Raw genomic sequence first — 24034 nt, 5'->3', positions numbered from 1 at the left:
AACCCGTGCCCCACCCCCGTACCCGACGACCGAGAGACCGCCACCATGCCCCTGCCCCAGGACCCCGCTTCCACCGTCTTCTTCAAGCTGACGATCGACGGCCAGGACCTCGGTCTGTTCAACGGCTGCGACGGGCTGTCCTCCGAGGTGGAGGTGGAGCAGCGGCACGAGGGCGGGAACAACGGATTCGTGTGGCAGTTGCCGACCCGGGTGACGTTCTCGACGATCCGGCTGACCCGGCCTCTCACCTCGGACACCGCCCGCGTCGCCGCGTGGATCTCGTCGCTCGCGACGGGCATCACCCGGCCGACCGCGCAGATCGCGGCGTTGCGCGCCGACAAGTCGGTGGTCGCGCAGTGGGGGCTGGTGGAGGTGCTGCCGGTGCGGTGGACGGGGCCGACGCTCGATCCGGCGAGTCCGGGGGTGGCGACGGAGACGCTGGAGATCGCGCATCACGGGTTCACGGACGCGGGGGGTCTGTAGCGATGGCCGCGGTGACGGGCGGGAAGGCGGCGCGCGGGCTCTCGCGGGCCTCGCTGGCGATCCATCAGCCGCCGACGGATCTGGGCGGCGCGATGGGCGGGAAGCTGGGCGAGGTCACGTTCCAGTTCAATCCGGACCAGTTGAGGCTGAGCCGCTCGGCGCACTGGCTCACCGAGCCGAACGTGGCCTACGACCGGGGCGCGCCGCCGAAGTTCACCGGGGCCGAGCCGGCGTCGATGGACGTCGAGGTGTTCCTGGACGCGTCGGGGACGCCGTCGTCGACGGTCGTGCAGACACAGGTGGAACTGCTGCTCTCGTGCTGCGAGGTGACGCAGCAGAGCATCGAGGCGAAGGCGCCGTCGCCGCCCTGGGTGGAGTTCTCGTGGGGGTCGTTCTCGACGGTGCGGCTGGTCGCGTACGTGACGTCGGTGTCGGCGACGTACACCTTGTTCAGCCCGAGCGGGGTGCCGCTGCGGGCGACGTGCGCGCTGTCGCTGACCGAGATCGCTTCGGCGACGAAGCGTCAGAACCCCACCTCGGGCGCGCTGTCGGCGCGGCGGGTGCACCGGGCGGTGGCCGGGGACTCGTTGGCGTCGCTGGCCTGGCGGGAGTACGGGGACGCGACGCGCTGGCGGGTGATCGCCGAGGCGAACGGGATCGACGACCCGATGCAGCTGCGCCCCGGCACGGAACTGCTGCTGCCGTCCGCCACCGACGCACAGTGACGCACACCCACGCCCACACCCACACCCACACCCACACCCACCCACACGCGACGCCACGCACCGACCCGCCGGAAACCGAGGGCATCTCATGAGCGAGAAGACATTCACCACCGTCCTCCATGTGCAGCTCGACGGCACGCCGCTGCCGGAGCCGCTGGCGGCGCGGCTGACCGAGGGCTGGGTAGATGCGAGCGTGAACGTGCCGTCGGCGTTCCAGCTGACGTTCGCGGACAAGGACGGCGCGCTGACCGAGAAGTTCCCCTTCCTGAAGGTGGGGGCGATGGCGGTCCTTTCGCCGTTCACGGACGGCAAGCGCGGTGAGCCGATGCTGACGGGCGAGGTCACGGCGGTCGAGGTGGACGCGACGCCGGGGCACGGGCGCTATCTGATCCTGCGCGGGTACGACCCGGGGCACCGGCTGCTGCGCAACCGGCGGGTCGAGGGCTATCCGAACATGACGGCCTCGGACATCGCGCGCAAGCTCGCGGCGCTGAGCGGCGTCCCGGTCGGCCGGATCGAGGCGACGCCGACCGTGTACGAGCTGGCGACCCAGCCCAACATCACCGACTGGGACTTCCTGTCGCGCCTCGCCCGGGAGAACGACGTACGGCTCTCGCTCGATCCGGCGGGCCGGCTGGTGTTTGCCGCCCTGCCGCCGGCGTCGGGCGCCCCGTCCGACACCACGCCGGCCGCGCAGAGCCCGTACGTCCTGGACTTCGGGTCGAACACGCTGCACAGCCGGGTGTCGGTGACGGCCGCGGGGCAGGTCCGCCAGGTGGACGTGCGGGGCTGGGATCCGCGCACGAAGCAGGCGCTGTCGGCGCGGACACCCACCGTCGCGAGCCGGGAGATCGTCTCGGACATCACTCCGGCGCAGCTGTCCGCTCCGTTCGGACCGGCCGAACTCACCGCCACCGGAACTCCGTTCACGACGCAGTCGGAGGTGGCGCAGGCGGCCGCGGCGCTCGCCGACGACGTGACGGGCTCGTTCGCGGAGGTGGAGGTGGCCGTGACCGGCAACCCCGCTCTCAAGCCGGGGCAGCCGGTGGCGGTGAAGGGCGCGGGGTTCCCGTTCGAGGGGCGGTACACGGCGACCGGGGTGCGTCATGTCTTCGCGTCGGGGCGGCAGTTCACGACGTGGCTGACGGTGTCGGGGCGGCAGTTCCGTTCGCTGTACGGGACGGCCTCGGGCGGCGCGGAGCCGGCACCGCCGATGCCGGGGGTGGCGGTGGCCCTGGTCACCAACACCAAGGACCCGCTGCATCTGGGCCGGGTGCGGCTGCGCTTCCCGTGGCTCTCGGACACCTACGAGAGCGGCTGGTGCCGGGTCGCCCAGCTCGGCGGCCGGGCGGGCGGCGGGCTGATGCTGCCCGAGGTCGACGACGAGGTCCTGTGCGCCTTCGACCGAGGGTCGCTGGAGCACCCGTACGTCCTGGCGGGCCTGTACAACGGGGTGGACCGGCACACCCCGGCGACCGACGGGGCGGCGGCCGTGGATCCGACGAGCGGGCGGGTGCAGTGGCGGGCGCTGACCTCGCGCACCGGGCACACCGTCGAGCTGCGCGAGGACGCCGGCCGGACCCGGGCGTCGCACGGCGTTCGGCTGCGCACCGGGCAGGGGAAGCTGAGCATCGAGCTGAACGAGGCCCGGACCACCCTGACCATCGACAGCGACGGCACGGTCACCATCACCGGCGCCCGGGGCATCACGGTCGCCTCGGGCAGGGATCTGACGCTGTCGGCGCAAGGGCGGATCTCCCTGGACGCCAAGCTCGGCGTGGACATCAAGGCCGGGCCGAAGTTCAAGGTGACGGCGCTGACCCAGGCAGTGATCAACGCGCCCGCCCTCGTCACCTCGACCGTGCCGCTGCCGAATCCGGTCGCGGCGAACCTGCCGTTCTGAGTTCCGAGTTCTGAGTTCCGAGTTCCGAGGAGGGAGGACCGTCATGAGTGAGCGCTTCATCGGCGCCGGCTGGGCGTTCCCGCTGCGCACCGGTCCGGGCGGGGCCATCGCCCTCGTACGACGCGACCGCGAGATCGAGGAGTCGATGCGGCTCGTCCTGGCGACGGCGCCCGGCGAACGGCCGATGCGTCCAGAATTCGGCTGCGCGGTCCACGAGTTGGTGTTCTCCCCGGTCAACGACGCGACGATGGGCCGGATCCGGTACGAGGTGCTGTCGTCGCTCGACCGCTGGGAGCCGCGGATCGAGGTCGAGGAGGTCACGGTGGCGCCCGCGCCCGGCGAGCCGACGACCCTCCACATCGACGTGCGGTACCGGGTGCGCGGCGCCAACAACCCGCGCAGTCTCGTCTTCCCCTTCTACGTCATCCCCTCCGAGGACTGAAAGATCCGCCATGGCCCTGCCCTCACCCCATCTCGACGACCGGCGGTTCCAGCAGTTCGTCGACGACGCCAAGCGCTATGTCCAGCAGGCGTGTCCCGAGTGGACGGACCACAACGTCTCCGACCCGGGCGTCACCCTCATCGAGGCCGTCGCGCACATGGCGGACCAGCTCGTGTACCGGCTCAACCGGGTGCCGGAGAAGAACCATCTGGCCTTCCTCGACCTGCTCGGCGTGACGTTGTTCCCGCCCGCCGCGGCCCGCGCGGACATCACCTTCCGGCTGTCCGCGCCGCAGCCCGAGCCGGTGGTGCTGCCGGCCGGCACGGAGGTGGCGACCGGACGCACGGAGACGGAGGAGGCGGTCGTGTTCGCGACGACCGCCGAACTGACCGTGGTGCCCTGCGCGTTGGACCGGATGCTGCGCCACGAGGCGGGCGGGACGCCCGAGGACCGGTCGCAGGACGTCCTCGGCGGTGAGGACGTACCGGCCTTCACGGCGCTGCCGAGGGTCGGCGACGCGCTGCTGTTCGGCCTGTCGGCGGCCGTGCCGGACTGTGTGCTCGTGCTCGACCTGGACAGCCGGGTGGACGGCGTCGGCGTGGACCCGCGCCGGCCCCCGCTGGTGTGGGAGGCGTGGACGACGAGCGCGGGCTGGACGCCCTGCGAGGTCGACGAGGACACCACGGGCGGCCTCAACCGGCCGGGCGAGGTGGTCCTGCACATGCCGTCCGGGCACGCGGTGTCGCGGCTCGGCGGCCATGACGCGGGCTGGGTGCGCTGCCGGGTGGTGGAGGCGGCGGCCGGGCTGCCTTCGTACAGCGAGTCGCCGACGGTGCGCTCGGCCCGGGCGTTCACCATCGGCGGCACGGTGCGGGCGGCGCACGCGGAGACCGTGCGGGACGAGGGTCTGGGTGAGTCGGAAGGCGTGCCCGGGCAGCGGATGCGGCTCGCGCACGCGCCGGTCGTGGACCGGCCGCCGCTGCTGCTCCAGGTCGCCGAACGGGCCGACGGCGCCGAGGCCGCCGACGCCGCATCGGACTCCGCATCCGGCCATGGCTACGGCACCGGATCCGGCACCGCCACTGGCTCCGGCTCCGGCTCCGGCTCCGGCTCCGGCTCCGGCTCCGGCTCCGGCTCCGGCGAGCAGGACCCGGAGTCCGGCTGGCGGGAGTGGACGGCGGTGGCCGACTTCGCCGCCTCGCGGCCCGGCGACCGGCACTTCACCCTGGACGCCACCACCGGCGAACTCGCCTTCGGCCCGGCCGTCCGCCAACCCGACGGCACGGTACGGCAGTTCGGCGCGGTCCCGCCGAAGGGCGCCGCGATCCGCGCGGTGCGGTACGGCACCGGGGGCGGCCGGGCGGGCAACGTGGCCCGGGGCACGATCACCGTCCTGCGCAGCTCCATCCCGTACATCGCCCGGGTCGAGAACCGTGAGGCGGCGCGCGGCGGGGTCGACGGCGAGACCGTCGAGGAGGCGAAGACGCGGGCGCCGATCACGCTCCGCGCCCAGGAACGGGCCGTGACCGCCCGCGACTACGAGGAGCTGGCGCGGCGCGCGGCGCCGGAGACCGCACGGATCGCGTGCCTGGCGGTGGACGAGTCCGACGGTGGGGCGCAGATCGGGGACAACGCGGTCCGGGTCCTGGTGGTGCCGCAGGCGGTGCCCGACCGGGGCGGGCGGCTGCGCTTCGAGCAGCTGGTGCCGGGCGAGGAGCTGCTCGCGCGGGTGACCGGGTTCCTCGACGAGCGGCGCCCGCTGGGCACCCGGCTCGCGGTGGGCCCGCCGTACTACCAGGGCGTGACGGTGGTGGCGACGCTGCACGCCTTCCGCGCGGCGGAGGTGGAGCGGGTGCGGGCCGACGCGCTCGACACCCTCTACGCGTACCTGGACCCGCTGACCGGCGGGGCGCACGGCGAGGGCTGGCCTTTCGGGCGCCCGCTGCGGGCGGGCGAGGTGTTCGCCGCGCTGCAGCGGGTGCCGGGCGTGGAGCTGGTGGACGAGGTGCTGCTGCACCCGGCCGACCCGCTGACCGGGCGGCGCGGTGACGCGACGGACCGGATCGAACTGGCGCCGTCGGCGCTGCTGTTCCCGTTCGACCACCGCGTCCGGGTGGTCGAGGCCCGGTGAGCGGATCCGCTCGGGGCACGGTGCCCGGCCTTGCGACGCCGCACCCGCTGGGCGCGGCGCTGCCCGCCGTGTACGCCGAGGACGACTTCGGGCAGCGGTTCGTGGCCGGTCTCGACGTGGTCCTCGCGCCCCTCTTCCACGTCCTGGACTCGCTGGAGGCGTATTTCTCGCCCCTGCTCGCGCCGGAAGACTTCGTCGACCACCTGGCGACCTGGGTGGGCGCCGAGCTCACGGGCGCCGAACCGCTCGCGGTGCGCCGGCACGCGGTCGCCTCGGCGGTCGCCCTGCACCGGGTGCGCGGCACCCGGCAGGGGCTCGCGGCGGCGGTGCGGCTGGCCTTCGGCACCGACCCCGAGATCACCGAGAGCGGCGGCGCGAGCTGGTCGGCGCGCCCGCTCGGCCCGTTCCCCGGCACGCCCGTGGCCGGGGTGCGGGTCGTCCTCCGGGTCGCGGACCCGGCCGCGGTGGACCCGCACCGGCTGCGCGCGGTGGTGGCCGCGGCGCGCCCGGCCCACCTGCCGTTCACGGTCGCCGTGACCACGTCCCGTACCTCCGAAGGAGCCTGAACCCCATGAGCGACGCGACCTCGTCCGCCACTCCGTCCCCCTCCCCCTCCCCCTCCCCCTCCCCCTCCCCCTCGCGGGCGTGCCCGGAGTGCGGGAGTCCGGTCCGCAAGAGCGACCAGTCCTTCTGCGACGGCTGCGGCGCGTTCCTGCGCTGGGACACGCCCGCGTCGGGCTCCGCCACCCCGGGCGCCCCGGCCACCGCGGCCGCCCGGGAGACGGAGGCGGCGGAAGCGGCGGAAGCGGCGGAAGCGGCGACGCCCGGTCCCGGACCGGAACCGGAACCGCAGACGCCGGTACGTGCGGAGGCCGGCCCCGCCGGAGCGGAGGACGACACGGCGCCGCTCCCGGCGACGCCCTCGGCCGAGCCGGTGGAGCCCCGGACCGGGTCCGGGAACGCCATCGCCCGTTCCCTCCTCGTCCCGGTGCCGGAGCACGCGGACGACGAGGCGCCGCCCGTCGCCGCGCCCGTCCTTCCCGCCCGCCCCGAGGCGGCGGCGCCGGCGGTACGGGCCGCCGCCGCGCCGGCGCCCGTACGGGACGGGCTGCCGTGCCCGGCGTGCCTGAGCGTCAACGAGCGGGGGCGGCACTTCTGCCGGTCCTGTGCGACCCCGATGGCGCCGGACACCCTGGAGTCGGCGGACGGCCCGTACGCGGGCCGGCGGCCCGGGCTCGTCCGGGACCGGAGCCGCTGGATCGTGCGCGCGCTGATCGGCGCGGGTGTCGTGGCCGTGGTGGTGGGCGGTGTCATCGGCGGCCCGCCGGCCGCCCGCGCGGTGCAGGACCACTTCGCCACCCGGGTCCCGGTGGTCCCGGTCTCCTGGACGGCCTCCCACTCCGCGCCGAAGCGGGACCCGAAGCTCGCGGGCGACGGCTACTCCGACACCTGGTGGGGCACGGGGTACGGGGGCGACTCGGCCGGCCAGTTCCTGGAGGCGCGGTTCGGCGAGCCGACGGATCTGCTCAACGTCCTGATCACACCCGGCAGTTCGAAGAACACCACCCAGGCGGACGGACAGGCCGGCCCGCGCACCTTCGACCTCGCGGTCACCGACTCCTCCGGCACGACACACGTCACGCACCACCGGCTGAACGACGGCGGCACCCAGCGCCTCGATCTGCGGGTCCGCGACGCGCTGTCCGTACGCCTGGTGCTCGGCACGGCCTGGCGCGCCGACCCGCGCAAGCAGGTCGCCGTCGCCGAGGTGGAGTTCTTCGGCCGGTCGGTCAACTGACCGTCAGGCCGGGGAAGTCGGCCCGCAAGGGAGTCAGTCCGCGAAGGTGCCGTGCCGGCCCGCTCCCGAGGCGAAGCGGGCCGCACCGGCCGAGGTCTCGCCCGCCGTCAACGGGACCATTCCGTGGCGCAGTTCACCGGCCATCGCCTCGTCCTCGGGCAGCCCGTGCTGTTCGAGGACGGACATCCGGTCGTGCCGCAGGCACAGCTGCGGGAACGCGGCGATCCGCCGGGCGAGTTCCTCGGCGGCGGCGCGGGACTCCCCCGGTGGCACCAGGCGGTTGGCGAGCCCGATGGCATGCGCCTCGGCGGCGGACACGGGGCGTCCGGTGAGGATCAGGTCCATGGCCCGGCTCTCGCCGATGAGCCGGGGCAGCCGGACCGTGCCGCCGTCGATCAGCGGCACGCCCCACCGCCGGCAGAACACACCGAACTCGGCGTCCTCCTCCACCACCCGCAGATCGCACCACAGCGCGAGTTCGAGACCGCCCGCCACGGCGTGCCCGGCGACCGCCGCGATCACCGGCTTGCTCAGCCTCAGCCGTGTCGGCCCCATGGGCCCGTCCCCGTCGGGCGCCACCCGACTGCCGCGCGGCGTCCCGACCGCCTTGAGATCGGCCCCCGCGCAGAAGGTCCCGCCCTCGCCCCACAGCACGGCGACCGAGGCCTCGTCGTCGGCCTCGAACTCCCGGAAGGCGTCGACGAGAAGGGCGGCCGTCGGCCCGTCCACCGCGTTACGGGCCTGCGGACGCGACAGCACGACGGTCGTCACCGGCCCGTCCCGCTCGACCCTCACGGAGGGGGCCCGGTCCTGCTCCGGCGCGTGCGCCGTCGTGTCGGTCATACGGGGCCGGTTCCGTCGTCCTGGATGCGGCGGAACGGGCGCTCGGCCTCCAGGGTGAACGCGAGGTCGAGCAGGGTGCGTTCGGCGCCGGGGCGGGCCGAGAACATCACGCCGATCGGGAGTCCGCCGTCGGTCGCGGCGGCCGCCGGGAGGGAGAGCGAGGGGGTGCCGACCACGTTGTCGATCGGGGTGTACGCGACATAGGCGAGGATGCGCTCGACCAGGGTCGGGTACGGGACCGTCGGGCTGAGGTGGCCGATCGGCGGCGTGGTGTGGGCGAGCACCGGGGACATCAGCAGGTCGTGGCCGCGGAAGGCCGCCGCGTACGCCTGCTTCGTACGGCGCAGGCGGCGCAGCACACCGGGGGTACCACGCCAGTTCTCCAGGTACGTCGAGCGCAGGCCGCGGCTCAGCGGGTCCATGCGGCGGCGGTCGAAGGCGGTGCCGTAGGTGCGGCCGGTGGCGCCGATGAGGAAGGAGAGCAGGCCCCAGTAGGTGAGGAAGTCCTGGGTGAAGTGCGGGTCGAAGACGGGTTGCACCGGCTCCACGCGGTGGCCGAGCTTTTCGAGGGTCTTCGCGGTGTCGGTGACGGCGGCGCGGGTGGCGGCGTCGGGCCGGACGCCGTTGGGCGAGTCGAGCAGCAGGCCGATCCGCAGCCGCTTCCCGGAAGGGCCTTCGACCAGGCCGACGGGCGGCAGCTTCGGGTTGCTCCAGTGGCGTTCGGCGGCGGCCAGGAACGCGGCGGTGTCGCGCACGGAGCGGCTGACGACGCCGTCCGCGACGAGGTCGAGCGGCAGCCGGCTGCTCTGGGCGTTGGCGACGACGCGGCCGCGGCTGGGCTTGAGGCCGACGAGTCCGCAGCAGGCGGACGGGATGCGGATCGAGCCGCCGCCGTCGTTGGCGTGCGCGATCGGCACGGCGCCCGCCGCGACCAGGGCGGCGCTGCCGCCGGAGGAACCGCCCGCCGAGTGGCCGGTGTTCCACGGGTTGCGGACGGGTTCGGCGCCGTCGTACTCGGTCGTCGGGCTGAAGCCGAACTCGGGCAGCCGGGTCTTGCCGAGGACGGTGACGCCGGTGCTGAGGAACTGGCGCACGAACGGCGCGTCCTGGCGGGCGGGGCGCGGGGTGAAGGCCGCGCTGCCGTGGCCGGTGGGCAGGCCCTGCCGGTCGGCGTTGTCCTTGACGAAGCTGGGCACGCCCGCGAAGGCCCCGCTCCCGGACGCGCCGCCGGGACCGCCGTCGGACACGGCCGGCGTGTCGGCGTACACCTGGACCGCGTGCAGCCGTGCCTCGACCTCCCGCACCCGCGCCGCCGCGTCCCGGGCGACCTCGGCCGCCCCGAGTTCGCCGCTCCGGATGGCGGCGGCGAGCCCCACCGCGTCGTGCTCGCCCAGGGCGTCGTCCCGGAAGGCGTGCACCCTGGTCCGTACCTCGGAAGTCGTCACCGCTGCCTCAGCCCCGCCCGTCTGAATGCCTGTAGCCACATCTGGTTGGTCGGCCCCATCATGGCGTACCAGCAGGTAACACGCGAGGGGATCATGCGCTTGTTTCGCGCCCTTCGCCAGACTGGGCGCATGGCAACTGTCGACGGAGTCCCCGCGTCCACCGCCCAGCTGACGGCGCTCGCCCTGACCGGCTACGGACATTTCACCACGCTGCGGGTCGAGGAGGGCGGCGGCGTGCGCGGGCTCGCGCTGCATCTGGAGCGCCTGGTACGGGACTGCGACACCGTGTTCGGGGCGGCGCTGGATCCGGAGCGCGTACGGGCGTACGTACGGCAGGCGGTGGAGGGGCGGGACGGGCCCCTGAACGTACGGGTGACCGTCTTCGACCCGGCGCTGGACATCGCGCGCCCGGCGGAGCCGGCCGGCGACCCGCATGTGCTGGTGACCGTACGGCCGGCCGGTGGCCTGTTTCCGCCGCCGCTGCGGGTGACGGCCCGGCCGTACCGGCGCGATGTGCCCGCCGTGAAGCACGTGGGGCTCTTCGGGCAGCTCGCGCTGCGGCGCGAGGCCCGGCGGTCCGGGTTCGACGACGTGCTGTTCATCGAGCCGGGGCCCGGCGGGGAGGAGCTGGTCACGGAGGGGTGCACCTGGAACGTGGGGTTCGTGGACGCCGACGGGCGGGTGGTGTGGCCGGCGGCGGACGTGCTGCCCGGGGTGACGATGCGGCTGCTCCGGGAAGCCCACCCGGGCCCGCCGGCCCGGCCCGTGCGTACCGTCGAGCTCCCCGCCCTGCGGGCCGCCTTCGCCACCAACGCGGCGATCGGCGTGCGCGCCGTCCACGCCGTGGACGGGCACCGCTTCCCCGCCGACGACCCGGTGCTCGCGCGGCTCCGGGCGGCCTACGCGGCTCTCCCGGCGGAACGCCTGGCAGACTGAGCGGCCACCTCAGCGAAGGAGCCCGTATGTCGATGGTCGGCGGACTGCGCAGGATGGCCCGCCTCGCGCGCCGGATACGCCGTGTGGATCTCAGCCACCCGGCCCGTTCGCCGCTCGGCAGCACCGTGGTCAACTGTGTCGTCTACCGGGACGGGAAGCGCCTCGCGGACTCGGGCGGGGTCGCCGAGACCGTACGGCATCTGCGCAGGCACGCCGGGCGGGGCGGCTTCGTGTGGCTGGGGCTGCACGAGCCGAGCGAGGCGGAGTTCGCGGGCGTGGCCGAGCTGTTCGGGCTGCATCCCCTGGCCGTCGAGGACGCCGTGCACGCGCATCAGCGGCCGAAGCTGGAGCAGTACGGGGACGTGCTCTTCGCGGTGTTCAAGACGGTGACGTACGTCGAGCACGAGGCGCTGACCGCCACCAGCGAGGTCGTGGACACGGGCGAGCTCATGGTGTTCACCGGCCCGGACTTCGTCGTCACGGTACGGCACGGCCGGCACGGGTCGCTCGGGCCGCTGCGCGAGGACCTGGAGGCGCACCCCGAACAGCTGGCGTACGGCCCGTCGGCGGTGCTCTACGCCCTCGCGGACCATGTCGTGGACGAGTACCTCGCGGTCGTGGACGCCGTCCAGAACGACATCGAGCTGGTGGAGACCGAGGTGTTCGCGCCCCGGACGGCGCCGGCGGCGGACCCGGGGCGGATCTACCAGCTCAAGCGGGAGCTGCTGGAACTGAAGCGGGCCACGGTGCCGCTCGCCCGTCCGCTCGACGCGCTGATCACCCGGCCGCCGGCCGTCGTCGACCCGGCGATACGCCCGTACTTCCGCGATGTCGGTGACCATCTCGCGCGCGCCACCGAGCAGATCAACGCCTTCGACGGACTCATCGACTCGATCCTGCAGGCGCATCTGGCGCAGGTGACGGTCGCGCAGAACGAGGACATGCGCAAGATCACCGCGTGGGCGGCGATCGTCGCCGTGCCGACGATGGTGTGCGGGATCTACGGCATGAACTTCGAGCACATGCCCGAACTCCGCTGGGCCTACGGCTACCCCCTCGTCCTCTCGGTCATGGCGACGGCGTGTTTCCTGCTGCACCGGGGATTCAAGCGCAACGGCTGGCTCTGACCGCAGGCGTCTCGGGTGCCTCAGGCCGGGGCGGCGAGGTCCGGGTGCTCCTTGAGGAGCCGGGGCGGGGCCGCCTGCCGCCAGGAGTCGACGACGATCGCCCGGAGCTCGTCCGCGTCGTCGACGGCGGCGAGCCGCACCCGTACCCAGGCGAAGGACGCCTCGTGGTCAGCCACCCAGAACTTCTCCGGCTCCGCGAGGGCCAGCTCGTCGCGCTCCTCCTTGGGGCAGCGCACGGCCATCGAGGTCTCCCGCTCGGGCAGGGTCAGGAACATCTTCCCGGCGACCCGGAAGGTGGGCATCGACCAGGCCTCCTTCTCCGTGGTCTCCGGGAGGGCGAGCGCGAGCGCGCGGACGTCGTCGGAAGTGCTCATACCGGCGACCCTACGACGCGGCACCGACAGTGGCCGGATCAGCGGGCCGCCGGCGGGGACGGGGACGCGGGCGGGGACGGGGACGGGGGTCGGGTCCTCGTCCGCCGCTGGTGCCACAGGCACGAGAGGACCACGACCAGCGGCCACAGCGACTGCAGGCAGGTGACCAGGCGTTCGGCGACTCCCGCGGGCCCGTCGCGGTCGGTCGCGACGAGGTACCACAGCGCACCGGCCCCCATCGACGCCGTGGCCAGGAGGGCGGGCAGCGGCCGCAGCGCCCACGGGGCCGGCGTCCCGCCCCGTACCGAGGCGAGCAGCGGCCACAGGGCGAGGAACGCGAAACCGGTGGCGGCGACGGAGCCGTGCTTCAGCGAGCCGCCGCTGCTGGGCGCCGGCACCAGGGCCACGACCAGGGCGGCCACTCCGCCGGCGGCCAGGGCGACCCGCCCGGCGGGCGCCGCGGCGCGCAGCGCCCAGGCCGTGCCGAGGTGGCAGACGCCGACGGCGAACAGGGCACCGGTCATGATCCAGAACCCCGCGGCGCCGTAGGCCGCGAGGACGCTGATGGTCTGCCGCACGGCGTCGTAGGACGGGCCTTCGAGGGCGGCGGCGGTCGTCCAGCCGGTGACCAGGACCACGGGGGCGGAGCCCGACGGCACCAGGGCCCATCTCGGAACGCGTCGCATCGGATCAACGGTAGGCGGCCCCGGCCCGCCCGGCCTGTCGAGCACGCCGCACGGCGCGGCGCGATCCGCCCACCGGGCGGCAACGGACCGCCGCCGGCACTACTGGGCGCCGAAGACCTGGGTCCAGTAGGGGCCGCCGGCGTCGTGGATGCCGATGCCGATCTCCTTGAAGGAGCAGTTGAGGATGTTGGCGCGGTGGCCGGGGCTGTTCATCCAGGCGTCCATGACCTCGGCGGGGGTGCGCTGGCCCTTGGCGATGTTCTCGCCGTAGGTCGACCAGCGGTAGCCGGCGGCGGTGACGCGGTCGCCGGGGTCGGCGCCGTCGGGGTTGGTGTGGTCGAAGAAGTTCCGGGCGGCCATGTCGTCGGAGTGGCCCTGCGCGGCGCGGGTGAGCAGGGTGTTGGCGGTGACGGGGCCGCAGCCGGCCTTGGCCCGTTCGGCGTTGGTCAGGTCGATGACCTGCTGGGCCTCGCTCGCGTTCGGGTCGCTCGTGCCGCCGCCGCTGCCACCGCTGCCCGCGGTGCTTGTGGGACGGGTGGGGCGGGGCGCGGGTGCGGTGGTGCGCGGCGGGGCCGGCTTGGTGGTGGTGCGGGTGGGCGAGGGTTTGGGCGGGCGGCTGCTGGGCCGGGCGGAGGGGCTCGTCGTGGGGCTCGCGGAGGTGGTGGAAGGGTCGGCCCCGTCGGGGGTGAGGGAGGTGCCGTCGGCGGTGTCCGGGGCGGCGGCGCTGGTGACCTCGGCCGGGTCGGGATCGCCGGCGTCGGGGCCGGTGGTGAGGTAGAAGGCGCCTCCGGTGACGGCGGCCACGGCGAGGCCCGCCGCGGCGGCCGCCCGGCGCCGGCCGCGCCGCCGTTCGCGCTCGCGGCGGCGGGCGCCGCGGCCGGCGGTCTCCGCGGCGGAGTGCGCGGCGTGCGCGGCGTGCCGGGCCCGGCCGCCACGGGCACCGGCCGTGGACGCCGTCGCCGTCCCGTGCGCCGTCACGGTCGCCGTCCCGTTCGCCGCCGTGGGCGCGACGGGACCGAGACCGGCGCCGTCCCGGACGGCGCCGAGCAGCAGGGCGGCCGGGGGCACGAGGAGCAGTCCGGCGAGGAGTCCTTCGGCGGGGACCAGGCCGTGCCAGAGGCCCGCGCAGTGGGGGCACGCGCGCGCGTGCCGGGCTATGCGCTTGCGCCAGAGGGCGGAGGGGTGCCCGTCCCAGGCGGCGAGGCCGTCGCGGAGGGCGGGGCAGAGGGGCTGGGCGGACAGCGCGCGGACGACGACCCGGGCGGTCTCCAGCTGGGTCTTCATACGCTGGACGCGTACGGCGGTGTGCTCCGGTGTCAGTTCGAGGGCCGCGGCGACCTCGTGGCGGGAGAGTTCGCCGGCGCACTCCAGCCACCACAGGGAGAGCAGGGCGCTGTCCTCGGGTTCGAGCCAGCGGGTGGCCTCGGCGGTCTCGCGGCGCTGTCCGGAGAGCTGGAGCCGGGCGACGGCGAGGTCGACGAAGTCGCCGCCGGGGTGGGCGAGGTCGCGCGCGTCGTCGAGGGCGCCGGCGGCGTACCGGGCCTGCTGCCGCTGCCAGTGGGAGCGCAGGGTGTTCATGGCGATGGCGACGAGCCAGGACCGGAAGCTGTCCGGGGCGCGCAGTCCGCCGAGGCCGTCCAGCGCGCGCAGCATGGTCTCCTGTACGACGTCGTCCACGTCGTGGTGCCCGTTCATGGCGCGGCCCACGATGTTGTAGACGAGCGGCAGGTGGTCGGCGACGAGCCGGTCCTGCGCCCGGGGGTCGCCGGACTGGGCGGCCCTCACCAGCTCGGTCCCGTGCGGTGCTGCTTGCATGCCTTGCCTCATCCTGTCGTCCTGCCTGTTGCCGATGCCCGACACCTTGGGAGACCGGGGGCGCCGCACCGGATAACGGAAAACGCCGGGGAATCTTCTCGGAATTCTGTACGAGGGGGAAGCGCGGGTTCCGGCGGGTGGACGGCCGGAGCTGTGGATACTCCTGTGCGATTGTCGGTCGCTCGTGATACTCACTAGTCCATCGGGTGGGGCGTGTTCTGACCTGCCCGTTCGACAGTGCGAGGGGTGGGGACATGGCTTTGCTTCGTGAGTGGGGGCTCACGCTCGGGAAATGGGGCGGGCGGCCGGCGGCGACGCTGGAGCGGGACTGCGGTGATCCCGAGGTGACACGCGCCCGGGAGGCCGCCGAGGCCGGGGACTGGGCGGCGCTGCGGCCGGTCCTGGAGGGGCGGCCGGAGAGCGGGGACCGGGCGGAGCTGCTGATGGCCGTCGCGGACACCGCCGGAGTGGAGCGGTGGATCGGCGCGGTGCTCGACGCCGAGCCGGACGCGGCGCTGCCGCGGCTGGTCGCCGGGCTGCGGCAGGTCTCCTGGGGCTGGGAGGCCCGCTCCGGTCTGCGGGCCGAGTACGTCTCGCGCGACCAGTTCCAGGTGTTCCACGAGCGGCTGCGTACGGCCGAGACCTGGCTGTACGAGGTGGCCGAGCGCGAACCGGCGTGGACCTCGCCCTGGTACGGGCTCCTCATGACCGGGCGCGGCCTGCCGGTCGGCCAGGTCACCGCGCGGCGCCGGTTCGAGGCGGCCGTGCGCCGGGACCCGTACCACCTGGGCGTGCACCAGCAGCAGTTGCAGCAGGTCTGCGAGAAGTGGAGCGGTTCGCACGAGGAGATGCACGCCTTCGCGCGGGAGTCCGCCTTCGGCGCGCCCGCGGGCACGGCGCTCGGGCAGCTCGTCGCCGTCGCGCACCTGGAGCACTGGCTCGCGCTCGACTCCGGCGCGGACGCCGCCTACATCCGCCGCCCCGAGGTGGTGGCGGAGCTGCGGCGGGCCGCCGAGCACTCGTACCGGCACGCGGACTTCGCCCCGCGCACCGGGCGGCTCCAGATACTCAACAGCTTCGCGATGGCGTTCGCGCTCGCCGGCGAGCGGGAGGCCGCGCGCGAGTGCTTCGAGGCCACCGGGGGCCGGGTGACCGAGTTCCCGTGGCAGTACCTCGACAACGACCCGGTGGCCGCCTACCGCAAGCAGCGTTCGGCCGCGGGCCGCTGAGCCCGGGGCCCCGGCCCTTCCGGGCGCCGGCCTCTCCGGGGCGCCCGTACCTTCCTCCGTACCGTCGTACCGTCAGAAAGACGTCATCCAGGTGTCCCACTCGCATCGGACCGAGACCGCCCACACCTTCCAGGTCGACCTGCGCGGCCTGGTCGACCTGCTCTCCCACCACCTCTACTCCAGCCCCCGCGTCTATCTGCGCGAGCTGCTGCAGAACGCCGTCGACGCGATCACCGCACGGCAGGCGCTGACGCCCGGCGCGCCCGGCAGCATCACCGTGCGCACCGGTGACACCCTCACCGTCACGGACACCGGCGTCGGGCTGACCGAGGCCGATGTGCACCGCTTCCTCGCCACCATCGGGCGCAGCTCCAAGCGCACCGCCGACGGCGGGCTCGACGGCGCCGGACTCGACGCGGCGCGCGGGGAGTTCATCGGCCAGTTCGGCATCGGACTGCTCGCCTGCTTCGTGGTGGCCGACGAGATCACGGTGCTCAGCAGGTCGGCGGCCGACCCGGCGGCCCCCGCCGTCGAATGGCGCGGGCACTCCGACGGCCGGTACACGATCCGCACGCTGCCGGCCTCGGCGATGCCCGAGCCGGGCACCACCGTGCGGCTGACCCCGCGCGCCGACAACGCCGAGTGGACGAGCCCCGACCAGGTCGTCGCGCTCGCCCGGCACTACGGCGGGCTGCTGCGCCACGAGGTCACCGTCGTGGACCCGCGCGGCACGGCCCACCGGGTGAACGCGGCGCCGCCGTGGGAGCGGAGCCACCGCTCGCCGCTCGCCCGCAAGGAGGCGCTGACCGCGCACTGCCGGGAGCTGTTCGACTTCACGCCGCTCGACACCATCGAGCTCGACCTGCCGGCGGCCGGGCTGCGCGGCGTGGCCTATGTGCTGCCGACCGCGGTCAGCCCGGCCCAGCGGGCCGGCCACCGGGTGCACCTCAAGGGCATGCTGCTCACCGACCAGGCGCCCGAACTGCTCCCGGACTGGGCGTTCTTCGTGCGCTGTGTGGTCGACACCACCAGCCTGCGGCCGACCGCGTCGCGCGAGTCGCTGTACGAGGACGGCACCCTGTCCGCGGTGCGGGACGCGCTCGGCGAGCGGATCCGGGACTGGCTCACCGGGCTCGCCGCCAGCGACCCGGCCCTCCTGCACCGCTTCATCGACACCCATCACCTCGCGGTGAAGGCGCTCGCCCGCTACGACGACGAGCTGCTGCGGATCGTGCTGCCGTGGCTGCCGTTCGAGACCACCGACGGCAACGTCACCCTGGAGGAGTTCGCGCGGACCCATCCGACGCTGCTCGTCACCCGCAGCGTCGAGGAGTTCCGCCAGGTCGCGCCGATCGCCTCGGCCGCCGGCCTCGGTGTCGTCAACGGCGGCTACACCTACGACCGGGACCTGGTGCTCCGGCTGCCGGAGATCCGCCCGGGCACGGCCGTCTCCGACCTCGACCCGGCCACCGTGACCGCCCATCTCGACGCCGTCGACCCGACGGCCGAGCTGCGCGCCGCGGGCTTCCTCGCCGTGGCCCGCGAGACGATCGGCGTGCACGACTGCGACGTCGTGCTGCGGGACTTCCAGCCCGTCACCGCGCCCGCGCTGCTGCTCGACAACCGCGAGGCGCGCCACGAGCGCACCCGGGCGGGCCTCGCCGCCGACAGCGACGGGCTGTGGGCCGACATCCTCGGCTCCCTGCGCAACGAGACCCCGCGCGCCCAGCTGGTCCTGAACCACCTCAACCCGCTGGTCCGGCAGGCCGTCACCATCACCGAGCGCGGACTCGCCGTCACCACGGCCGAGGCGCTGTACGGGCAGGCGCTGCTGCTGAGCCGCCGCCCGCTCAGGGCGAGCGAGAGCGCCCTGCTCAACCGCGCCTTCATGGGGCTGCTCAGCCACGCCATGCACCACCCCGGCGCGGACACCCCCGGCACGGACACCCCCGGCACCGAGCCCCGGAAGGAACTGTAGAGATGCTGGACACCCCCGAGGCCGTGTTCGAGGCGATGCGGGAGAACCACGAACGCCCGCACGGTCTGCAGCGCACCGTCACCGCCGAGGAGCTCGCCGAGGCGGCCGAGCAGTTCGACAAGCCGGACCTCCTGGTCACCGCCCTGCTCGAACTGATGACCTCGTACGAGTTCACCGGCGAGCACCGCAAGGCGCCGGTCGTCTTCGCCCGGCTGCTCAAGCTGTGGGACACCGCTCCGGAGTCCTTCAGCGAATGGGAGGCCCACCAGGTCTTCTGGCGCTTCAAGTGGGTGACCACCTCCCTGATCCAGGTGCCCGACGTGCCGCTGGCCACCATCCGCGGCTGGATCGACCGGATGCGCGAGCGGTACGAGGCGAGCGGGCACGGCATGCAGCCGGTGGCCGCGATGCGCCACCATGTCGCCGCGCACACGGGCGTGGGCACCGCCGACGCGTACGACCTGTGGATCACCCGGCCCCGTACGGACCTGAGCGACTGCGAGGCCTGCGAGACCCGCGCCGTGGCCCGGCACCTGCTCGCCGCCGGTGAGGACTCGGCGGCGCTCGACGCCTGGGCTCCCGTGCTCGACGGGTCCCAGACCTGCTCCGAGGAGCCCCAATCGAGCCAGGCGCGCGCCCTGCTGCCGCTGCTGCGCACCGGCCGCACCGACGAGGCACGCTCCCACCACCTCACCGGCTACCGCAGGGTGCGCGGCAACACCGGGATGCAGCAGGAGGTGGGCCTGCACCTGGAGTTCTGCGCCCTGTCCCGCAACGAGGGCCGGGGCCTGGAGATCCTCGCCGAGAACCGCGGCCTGTTCGAGGCGACGGGCGCGCCGCTCGCCCGGCTCGACTTCCTCACCGGAGTCGAGGTGCTGCTCGCCCGGATCGTGGCCCAGGGGCACGGGGACACCACGGTGGCCGGCCCGCCCGGCCGGAACTGGACGGCGGCCGAACTCCTCGGCCAGGTCCGCGCCGAGGCCGACCCGCTGGCCGCCGCGTTCGACGCCCGCAACGGCACCCCGGCCGTCGGCGACCGCCGGCGGACCCGGCTCGACCGGGAGCCGCTGCTCGCCGAGCCGCTGCCGCTCGGACTGCGCACGGCCGTGGTCCGCCCGGCCGCGGGCCACGGGTCCGCGGACGCCACGCCGGGGTCCGGCGACGCTGCCGCGGCGGCCGCCGTCGAGATCCCGGAGGACTTCGTCGAGCTGGTGCGCGCGGCCCGCCGCCTGTCCGGCGAGGGCCGCCCCTCCGAGCACCGGCTGTGGGAGCGGGTCGCCCGGCGCATCGCCGACGGCACCGCCCCCGATCCGCACGACCACCGGCTCGGTCCGCGGGAACTCCTGGAGGCCGAGCTCGCCGACCACCGGGCGGACGGGCACGGCAACGCGGAGCGCAGGACCGAGTTCGCCGCCGAACAGGACCGGGCGGCCGGACTGTTCGCCCGTGCGGGCATGCCGTGGCAGGCGCTCGCCGCACGGGCCAACGCCCTGGCGTGGGGTGCCGAGTGGAAGGACGGCGAGAAGACCGCCCGGGAGGAGACCGCGGCCGGGATCGACGCCGTCCTCGCCGAGGCGGAACGGCTCATGTCCGAGGCCCCGTTCACCGGCGAGGCGTCCGGTGCCGGTGCCGGTGCCGGTGCCGGTGAGACCGTGGCGGCGGAACACTCCGGCAACGACGTCGGCAGGGCCCGGGCCCTCCACCATCTGATGGTCCTGAACGCCGCCGCGTACAGCGCCTATCGCGAGGTCATGGAGCAGATGCCCGAGCCGTCGGAGGCCTCCGTGGCGCGGTTCGACGCGTTCTGCGGGAGGCTGCGGACGGAGTCCGAGCGCCTGTCCGCGCCCCATCAGACGGCCAACGCGCGCCAGTACGTCGCCGATCTGGCCGGGCGGCGCGGGAACCTCGCCCTGGCCGAGACCGAGCTGCGCGCGGCCCTGGCCGATGTGACGGCGGCCGGCCGGCCCTGGCGCGGCTCGCGGCCGCGGTGTCTGCTCGCCCAGTTCCTGCTCGCCCGGCAGGAACCGGCCGAGGCCGTGGAGCTGCTGCACCAGGCGATCGGCGACGCGGTGCGCCACGACGACGCCGGCTTCCCGCTGGCCCCGTCGTACGCGCTGCTCGGTCACGCCTCCTCGCACCAGGGGGACTTCGGCGGCGCGGTCCGGTATCTCTCGGAGGCGGCCGCGCGGTACGACCAGGACGGGGACCGGGAGCAGGCCACGGACGTCCGGCTCCAGCTCGCCGACGTCCTCGCCCGTTCGGGACAGCAGGCCGACGCCGTCGCCGTCCTGGAGTCGGTGCTCTCCGACGAGGCGGCCGACGGCCTCGACGAGCGGATGCTCGCGCAGGCGCGGCTGAACCTCGCGCGCGGTCTGCGGGAGCTCGGTGAGCAGCTGCCCGCGGCCGAGGAGTTCCTGCGGCTCGCGGACACCGTCGCCGGCTGGGAGGAGGACCCCGCCGTCCACACCCTGGTGGCCGCGGAGGCGGCGGTCACGCTGGCGATGGCCGACCGCTGGGACGCGGCGGCCACGGCGTACGACCGGGCCGTCGCCGCGCACACCGAGGCGCCGAACCCGCCGATGCTCGCCCACATGATGCGCGAGTTCGCCCGTCTGACGATGCTCGCCCGGGAGGAGGAGGGCGTGGACGCGGCCCTGGAGCATCTGACCCGGGCCGACGCGCTGCTCGCGGCCGAGCCCCAGGACACGGAGGACTTCGCGCTCTGGTACGAGCAGGGTTCCGTCCACTACCGCCGGGCCCGGGTCCTCGCGGAGGCCCAGCGCTTCCCCGAGGCCCTGGTGGCGGTCGAGGCCGCGGTCGCCGCCCACGAGCGGGGCGGAGAGGAGGGCGAGGTGCCGCGCGCCGAGGCCGTACGCATCGCCGCCCTGATCGAGGGCAACGGCCTGGAGCGCCGCGACGCCGCCGTCACGCGGCTCGCGGCCGCCGCCGCCCGCTGCCGCGCCGTGGGCCTCCCAGAGGCGGCGGACATCCTGGAGTCGCTGCGGCAGGAGTTCCTGGCGCGGTAGGCGCCTGAGGTACGGGAGTGGAGCGCCGGCTACCGGCGGGTGGCCGGCGCCTCCGCGTGCACGCCCGCGTGGTACTTCGGGATGCGCAACGTGATCTTCGTTCCGGCGCCGACACCGGTCTCGATGACCAGCCCCTCGTGCGGCCCGTAGACCTGGCGGAGCCGTTCGTCGACGTTGCGGAGCCCGATGCCGGTGGTGGGGCCGCCCTCGCCGTGCAGGATGCGGCGCAGCCGCTCCGGGTCCATGCCGACGCCGTTGTCCTCGATGCTGACACGCGCGGCAGAGCCCTCGTCCACGGCCGCGATGGTGATGAGGCTGCGGTCGACGGAGTCCTCGAGCCCGTGCTTCACGGCGTTCTCCACCAGGGGCTGGAGGCAGAGGAACGGGAGGGCGACGGGCAGCACCTCCGGGGCGATCTGGAGGGTGACCTGAAGGCGGTCGCCGAAACGGGCCCGGACCAGCTCCAGGTACTGCTCGATGGAGCCCAGCTCCTCGGCCAGGGTGGTGAACTCGCCGTGCCGGCGGAACGAGTAGCGAGTGAAGTCGGCGAATTCCAGGAGGAGTTCACGGGCACGCTCGGGGTCGGTGCGGACGAACGAGGCGATGGCGGCGAGCGAGTTGTAGATGAAGTGCGGGGAGATCTGGGCGCGCAGGGCCCGGATCTCCGCCTCGATGAGGCTGCTGCGGGCCCGGTCGAGCTCCGCGAGTTCGAGCTGGACGGAGACCCAGCGGGCGACCTCCTCGGTGGCCCGGGCGACGGCGGCCGAGTCGTGCGAGCCGAAGGCCGCGAGGGCGCCCTTGGGACGCCCGCCCGCCGTGAGCGGGGCGACGACCCCGAAGCGTACGGCGCAGTCGGCCCGGTCGCAGTCCACGGAGAAGGTGCGGGAGCGCCCGGCCTGCACCGCCTTCTCGACATGCGCGGCGAGCTCTTCGCCGTGGTGCTCGCCGGTGCCCTCCCAGGCGAGCACGCCGTCGAGACCGGTGAGCGCGAGGGACTGCGTGCCGAGCAGCGGCCGGAGCCGGCGCACCGCCTTGCGGGCGGTGTCCGGCGCGAGCCCGGCGCGCAGCGGCGGCGCGGCCAGGGACGCGGTGTGCAGGGTCTGGAAGGTGGCCCGTTCGACGGTGTCCGAGTCCGGGCCCGGACCCTCGCCCCAGCCGCCGCGCCCACCGCTCCCCCGCCGCCGCGCGCCCCGTACGTACCCGGCGCCGAGCACGTACCGCGCGCGCCGCGCGTTGGCGGCACCCGCGGCGAAGCAGACCGCGCCGACCACGGAGCAGCAGAGCAGCAGCAACAGCACGGTCATCGGCGCGCCTTCCAGGATCCGGCGGTCGGGTGGTGGGGCGGACGCGGTTCGGGCAGGTGCAGCCGCGCCATGATGGCGTCGGTGCCGGCCGGGACGCTCTTCCGGGTGGCGAGGGAGACCAGGATCATGGTGAGGAAGCCGAGGGGTACGGTCCACACGGCCGGCCAGGCGAGCAGGGCGCGCGGCCAGCCGGAGTCCGGCCGGCCCGCGACGGTGGCGAGGACGGCGGTGAGCGCGGCCCCGCCTCCGGCGACCATGCCGGCGACGGCGCCCGCGGCGGTGAGCCGGCGCCACCAGATGCCGAGCAGCAGCAGCGGGCAGAAGGACGAGGCGGCGACGGCGAAGGCGAGGCCGACGGCGTTGGCGACGGACAGTCCCTGGACGACGACGTGGGCGGCGGCCGGTACGGCCACGGCGACCGCGGCGGCGAGGCGGAAGTGCCGTACGCCGCGCGGCGAGGGCAGGAAGTCCTGGGTGAGGACGCCCGCGACGGCCATGGTGAGGCCGGAGGCGGTGGACAGGAACGCGGCGCAGGCGCCGGCGGCGAGCAGCGCGCCGAGCAGATCGCCCGCGGTGCCACCCACGAGCCGGTCGGGCAGCATCAGGACGGCGGTGTCGGTACTGCCGGTGAGCAGCAGGTCGGGCGCGTACACCCGGCCGAGGGCCCCGTACACCGGCGCGAGCAGGTAGAAGACGCCGACGAGCCCGAGGACGACGACGGTGGTGCGGCGGGCGGCCCGGCCGTCGGGGTTGGTGTAGAAGCGGACCACGACATGCGGGAGTCCCATGGCGCCCATGAAGGTGGCGAAGATCAGTCCGTATGTGGCGTAGAGCGGGTGTTCCTCGCCCGCGCGGCCGCGTGGCTCGGCCCAGCCGGTGTTGGTCCCGGAGTCGGTGGCGAAGTCGGCGGAGGCGCCGGACCGCTCGGGCACGGGGCTGCCGGCGGGGAAGCCGAGGACGGTGCCGGCCTCGACGCGGTGCCGGCCGGCCGCCAGATCGACCTCCTCGGCGGCGTGGCGGCGCCCGTCGACGGTGCCGGTGACGGTGACCCGCAGCGGCGCGTCGAGGCCGAGGGTGAGGGTGTCGTCGATGCGCACCTGGCTGTGCTTGCGGAAGCCGGGCGGCTCGTCGAGGGCGGGGCCGGGCCGCCCGTCGGCGTACCAGGCGAACAGCAGGAAGAGCAGCGGCACGAGCAGCGCGGTGAGTTTCAGCCAGTACTGGAAGGCCTGGACGAAGGTGATGGAGCGCATGCCGCCCGCCGCGACGGACAGGGCGACGACCACGGCGACGATGAGCCCGCCGGACCAGTGGGGCAGTCCGGTGAGGGCACCGAGGGTGAGTCCCGCGCCCTGGAGCTGCGGCACCAGATAGAGCCAGCCGACGACCACGACGAGAATCCCGGCGGCGCGCCGGACGGCGCGCGACTCCAGGCGCGCCTCGGCGAAGTCGGGCAGCGTGTAGGCGCCGGATCGGCGCAGCGGGGCGGCCACGAAGGCGAGCAGGACCAGATAGCCGGCGGTGTAGCCGACCGGGAACCACAGCATGTCGACGCCCTGCGCGAGGACGAGTCCGGCGATGCCGAGGAAGGACGCGGCGGAGAGGTACTCGCCGCTGATGGCGGCGGCGTTGAGGCGGGCGGGCACGCTGCGCGAGGCCACGTAGAAGTCGGAGGTGGTGCGGGAGATGCGCAGTCCGAGGGCGCCGACCGCGACCGTGGCGACGATCACGGCGAAGACGGCGACCACACCGTAGGGCTGGTTCACGCGGCGGCCCCGGCGCCCGCCGTCGT

At 74.7% G+C, this 24034-nt stretch carries 19 protein-coding genes; 12 read left to right on the top strand and 7 right to left on the bottom strand.

Going from position 1 to position 24034, the window contains the following annotated elements:
* Positions 1 to 45 precede the first annotated feature (45 nt).
* From AB0C73_RS08795 to AB0C73_RS08765, 7 genes are all read left to right on the top strand, one after another.
* Positions 46 to 483: a phage tail protein gene (locus AB0C73_RS08795; protein WP_362526317.1), complete on the top strand. Its 438-nt coding sequence runs from the start codon at positions 46 to 48 to the stop codon at positions 481 to 483.
* Between the two features lie 2 nt (positions 484 to 485).
* Entirely contained in the window at positions 486 to 1208 is a 723-nt protein-coding gene (locus AB0C73_RS08790; RefSeq protein WP_362526315.1) for a LysM peptidoglycan-binding domain-containing protein, read from the top strand.
* Between the two features lie 88 nt (positions 1209 to 1296).
* Positions 1297 to 3111: a VgrG-related protein gene (locus tag AB0C73_RS08785; protein ID WP_362526313.1), complete on the top strand. Its 1815-nt coding sequence runs from the start codon at positions 1297 to 1299 to the stop codon at positions 3109 to 3111.
* Positions 3112 to 3154: 43 nt separating this feature from the next.
* Positions 3155 to 3553: a GPW/gp25 family protein gene (locus AB0C73_RS08780; protein ID WP_362526310.1), complete on the top strand. Its 399-nt coding sequence runs from the start codon at positions 3155 to 3157 to the stop codon at positions 3551 to 3553.
* A gap of 10 nt (positions 3554 to 3563) precedes the next feature.
* Positions 3564 to 5684, top strand: coding sequence for a putative baseplate assembly protein (locus AB0C73_RS08775; protein ID WP_362526308.1), 2121 nt, complete (start codon positions 3564 to 3566; stop codon positions 5682 to 5684).
* Positions 5681 to 6250, top strand: coding sequence for a phage tail protein (locus AB0C73_RS08770; RefSeq protein WP_362526305.1), 570 nt, complete (start codon positions 5681 to 5683; stop codon positions 6248 to 6250). Before AB0C73_RS08775 ends, AB0C73_RS08770 begins: the two co-directional genes overlap by 4 nt.
* 5 nt (positions 6251 to 6255) lie before the next feature.
* Positions 6256 to 7482, top strand: coding sequence for a hypothetical protein (locus AB0C73_RS08765; protein ID WP_362526303.1), 1227 nt, complete (start codon positions 6256 to 6258; stop codon positions 7480 to 7482).
* A gap of 33 nt (positions 7483 to 7515) precedes the next feature.
* Here the strand turns inward: AB0C73_RS08765 and AB0C73_RS08760 are convergent, their stop codons facing one another.
* Positions 7516 to 8325 carry a crotonase/enoyl-CoA hydratase family protein gene (locus AB0C73_RS08760; RefSeq protein ID WP_362526300.1) on the bottom strand — a complete coding sequence of 270 codons (810 nt, stop codon included), beginning with the start codon at positions 8323 to 8325 and terminating at the stop codon, positions 7516 to 7518.
* A complete protein-coding gene (locus tag AB0C73_RS08755) occupies positions 8322 to 9770 on the bottom strand; it encodes an amidase (protein WP_362526298.1) in 1449 nt (482 codons plus the stop codon). The genes AB0C73_RS08760 and AB0C73_RS08755 overlap by 4 nt, the downstream gene beginning before the upstream one ends.
* A gap of 129 nt (positions 9771 to 9899) precedes the next feature.
* On the opposite strand from AB0C73_RS08755, the gene AB0C73_RS08750 reads away from it, so the two are divergent.
* Both AB0C73_RS08750 and AB0C73_RS08745 read left to right on the top strand, forming a co-directional pair.
* On the top strand, positions 9900 to 10706 hold the full coding sequence (locus tag AB0C73_RS08750; protein WP_362526295.1) for an aminotransferase class IV: 807 nt from the start codon (positions 9900 to 9902) through the stop codon (positions 10704 to 10706).
* A 26-nt stretch (positions 10707 to 10732) separates the two neighbouring features.
* Complete coding sequence (locus tag AB0C73_RS08745; protein ID WP_362526293.1) at positions 10733 to 11833, top strand: magnesium and cobalt transport protein CorA; 1101 nt, start codon at positions 10733 to 10735, stop codon at positions 11831 to 11833.
* 20 nt (positions 11834 to 11853) lie between these two features.
* Here the strand turns inward: AB0C73_RS08745 and AB0C73_RS08740 are convergent, their stop codons facing one another.
* From AB0C73_RS08740 to AB0C73_RS08730, 3 genes are all read right to left on the bottom strand, one after another.
* The gene (locus AB0C73_RS08740; RefSeq protein ID WP_362526291.1) at positions 11854 to 12207 is read right to left on the bottom strand and encodes an MmcQ/YjbR family DNA-binding protein; all 354 of its coding nucleotides are present in this window, start codon (positions 12205 to 12207) and stop codon (positions 11854 to 11856) included.
* A gap of 38 nt (positions 12208 to 12245) precedes the next feature.
* Positions 12246 to 12893: a DUF998 domain-containing protein gene (locus AB0C73_RS08735; protein ID WP_362526289.1), complete on the bottom strand. Its 648-nt coding sequence runs from the start codon at positions 12891 to 12893 to the stop codon at positions 12246 to 12248.
* 99 nt (positions 12894 to 12992) lie between these two features.
* Entirely contained in the window at positions 12993 to 14708 is a 1716-nt protein-coding gene (locus AB0C73_RS08730) for a sigma-70 family RNA polymerase sigma factor (protein WP_362526286.1), read from the bottom strand.
* Positions 14709 to 14962: 254 nt separating this feature from the next.
* Between AB0C73_RS08730 and AB0C73_RS08725 the strand changes: the two genes are divergently transcribed.
* The 3 genes from AB0C73_RS08725 (at position 14963) to AB0C73_RS08715 (ending at position 20941) form a co-directional block, all read left to right on the top strand.
* Positions 14963 to 15937 carry a hypothetical protein gene (locus AB0C73_RS08725; RefSeq protein WP_362526283.1) on the top strand — a complete coding sequence of 325 codons (975 nt, stop codon included), beginning with the start codon at positions 14963 to 14965 and terminating at the stop codon, positions 15935 to 15937.
* A 91-nt stretch (positions 15938 to 16028) separates the two neighbouring features.
* Entirely contained in the window at positions 16029 to 17915 is a 1887-nt protein-coding gene (locus AB0C73_RS08720; RefSeq protein WP_362526280.1) for an HSP90 family protein, read from the top strand.
* Positions 17916 to 17917: 2 nt separating this feature from the next.
* Positions 17918 to 20941, top strand: a complete 3024-nt coding sequence (locus AB0C73_RS08715) for a hypothetical protein (protein WP_362526277.1) — start codon at positions 17918 to 17920, stop codon at positions 20939 to 20941.
* 29 nt (positions 20942 to 20970) lie between these two features.
* Here AB0C73_RS08715 and AB0C73_RS08710 read toward each other — a convergent pair whose 3' ends face one another.
* Both AB0C73_RS08710 and AB0C73_RS08705 read right to left on the bottom strand, forming a co-directional pair.
* The gene (locus tag AB0C73_RS08710) at positions 20971 to 22245 is read right to left on the bottom strand and encodes a histidine kinase (RefSeq protein WP_362526274.1); all 1275 of its coding nucleotides are present in this window, start codon (positions 22243 to 22245) and stop codon (positions 20971 to 20973) included.
* Entirely contained in the window at positions 22242 to 24008 is a 1767-nt protein-coding gene (locus AB0C73_RS08705) for a cation acetate symporter (protein WP_362526272.1), read from the bottom strand. The genes AB0C73_RS08710 and AB0C73_RS08705 overlap by 4 nt, the downstream gene beginning before the upstream one ends.
* Between the last annotated feature and the right edge of the window lie 26 nt (positions 24009 to 24034).

It is taken from the genome of Streptomyces sp. NPDC048623, from assembly GCF_040650755.1.
In the GTDB taxonomy this organism is placed as follows: Bacteria; Actinomycetota; Actinomycetes; order Streptomycetales; family Streptomycetaceae; genus Streptomyces.
Note: the sequence above shows the minus strand (reverse complement) of the source record. Positions and strands in the feature narration are given on the sequence as shown.

Coding starts and splice junctions, on each gene's coding strand:
- AB0C73_RS08790 (WP_362526315.1), top strand. CDS start 486: ATGGCCGCGGTGACGGGCGGGAAGGCGGCGCGCGGGCTCTCGCGGGCC.
- AB0C73_RS08730 (WP_362526286.1), bottom strand. CDS start 14,708: ATGCAAGCAGCACCGCACGGGACCGAGCTGGTGAGGGCCGCCCAGTCC.
- AB0C73_RS08750 (WP_362526295.1), top strand. CDS start 9,900: ATGGCAACTGTCGACGGAGTCCCCGCGTCCACCGCCCAGCTGACGGCG.
- AB0C73_RS08780 (WP_362526310.1), top strand. CDS start 3,155: ATGAGTGAGCGCTTCATCGGCGCCGGCTGGGCGTTCCCGCTGCGCACC.
- AB0C73_RS08765 (WP_362526303.1), top strand. CDS start 6,256: ATGAGCGACGCGACCTCGTCCGCCACTCCGTCCCCCTCCCCCTCCCCC.
- AB0C73_RS08725 (WP_362526283.1), top strand. CDS start 14,963: ATGGCTTTGCTTCGTGAGTGGGGGCTCACGCTCGGGAAATGGGGCGGG.
- AB0C73_RS08715 (WP_362526277.1), top strand. CDS start 17,918: ATGCTGGACACCCCCGAGGCCGTGTTCGAGGCGATGCGGGAGAACCAC.
- AB0C73_RS08745 (WP_362526293.1), top strand. CDS start 10,733: ATGTCGATGGTCGGCGGACTGCGCAGGATGGCCCGCCTCGCGCGCCGG.
- AB0C73_RS08785 (WP_362526313.1), top strand. CDS start 1,297: ATGAGCGAGAAGACATTCACCACCGTCCTCCATGTGCAGCTCGACGGC.
- AB0C73_RS08775 (WP_362526308.1), top strand. CDS start 3,564: ATGGCCCTGCCCTCACCCCATCTCGACGACCGGCGGTTCCAGCAGTTC.
- AB0C73_RS08740 (WP_362526291.1), bottom strand. CDS start 12,207: ATGAGCACTTCCGACGACGTCCGCGCGCTCGCGCTCGCCCTCCCGGAG.
- AB0C73_RS08710 (WP_362526274.1), bottom strand. CDS start 22,245: ATGACCGTGCTGTTGCTGCTGCTCTGCTGCTCCGTGGTCGGCGCGGTC.
- AB0C73_RS08795 (WP_362526317.1), top strand. CDS start 46: ATGCCCCTGCCCCAGGACCCCGCTTCCACCGTCTTCTTCAAGCTGACG.
- AB0C73_RS08760 (WP_362526300.1), bottom strand. CDS start 8,325: ATGACCGACACGACGGCGCACGCGCCGGAGCAGGACCGGGCCCCCTCC.
- AB0C73_RS08735 (WP_362526289.1), bottom strand. CDS start 12,893: ATGCGACGCGTTCCGAGATGGGCCCTGGTGCCGTCGGGCTCCGCCCCC.